This window comes from Cryobacterium sp. 10I1 (assembly GCF_035019805.1).
GTDB classification, from domain to species: domain Bacteria; phylum Actinomycetota; class Actinomycetes; order Actinomycetales; family Microbacteriaceae; genus Cryobacterium; species Cryobacterium glucosi.
The window spans coordinates 1-1,252 of sequence record NZ_JASJVF010000482.1; the positions used below are offsets into that span (position 1 = coordinate 1).

Here is a 1,252-nt window from a genome sequence, read left to right on the forward strand (position 1 = left end):
CGGCGGCGCGTGCGGGCGTCATCCTGGCCACTAAGAGACATTGCGTATCCTAAACTCCTCGTCTATGCTTCGAATCATTCGATACACACTGTACCTTATGAGGAGCCATGGCTGAGATGGAGACGTTGGATCCCGTCCTGCGGCGGACCGCGATCGCCGTTGTCGTCGGGGCGCTCGCGGTGGTGTTCGACACCACGATCGTCAGTATCGCCCTCCGCACGCTCGCGACGGAGCTGAACACGACCGTCGACGTCATCCAATGGGTGACGACGGGCTACCTGCTCGCCCTCGGCGTCGCCATCCCGCTTGTCGGCTGGGCGCAGAGCCGGATCGGTGGGAAGCGCCTCTGGATCGCGGCCCTGTCGCTCTTCCTGGTCGCGTCCGTCCTGTGCAGCCTCGCCGGGGACCCGCAGAGCCTGATCGCCTCCCGCATAGTGCAGGGCCTCGGCGGCGGCGCACTCCTGCCGCTGTCGTCGACCCTCGTGATCCAGGCCGCCCAGGGCCGGAACCTCGGCCGGGTGATGGCGACGCTGAGCCTGCCCGCTGTGCTCGGCCCGATTCTCGGTCCCGTCCTCGGCGGCCTGATCATGAACACCCTCGACTGGCGCTGGCTGTTCTGGGTGAACGTCCCGTTCTGCGTGGTCGGGCTCATCCTCGCCACGCTCCTGCTCCCGAAGGATGAGCCCGCCAGGCCGGTGCGGCTCGACGTCGTCGGCCTCCTGCTGCTCTCGCCCAGCATCGTCTGGCTACTCTTCGGCCTCTCCAACGGCGCCAAGGACGGCGGATTTGGCCGTGCCGACGTCGTCTTGCCTCTGATCTTCGGCGCTGCCCTCCTCACAGGATTCGTCGCCTGGGCGATCCGGCGCCCGGGCACAGCCCTCATCGACGTGCGCCTCCTGACGCACCGCCCCCTCGCGACCTCCTCCGCCCTGCTGTTCCTGACCGGCGTCTCGCTCTACGGCGCCATGCTCCTGCTTCCGCTGTACTGGCAGGAGGTGCGCGGCTTCGACCCACTCGGCGCCGGCCTGCTCCTCATCTCGCAGGGCGTGGGGACCTTCCTCAGCCGGTCGTCCGCCGGTCGTCTCACCGACCGGTTCGGTGCCCGTTGGGTCTCCGTGGCCGGCTTCGCGATCGTCGGCGTCGGAACGCTCCCGTTCGCCGTCGCGACCGCGTCGACGAACGAGTGGATGCTGATGGCCGCGTTGCTCGTGCGCGGTTTCGGACTCGGGGCGGTCACGATCCCCCTGATGGC

1 protein-coding gene is annotated in these 1,252 nt (G+C 68.5%); it reads left to right on the top strand.

Going from position 1 to position 1,252, the window contains the following annotated elements:
- Positions 1–107: 107 nt before the first annotated feature.
- The coding region (locus QN345_RS19240; protein ID WP_323509136.1) for a DHA2 family efflux MFS transporter permease subunit at positions 108–1,252 on the top strand (1,145 nt) is incomplete at its 3' end.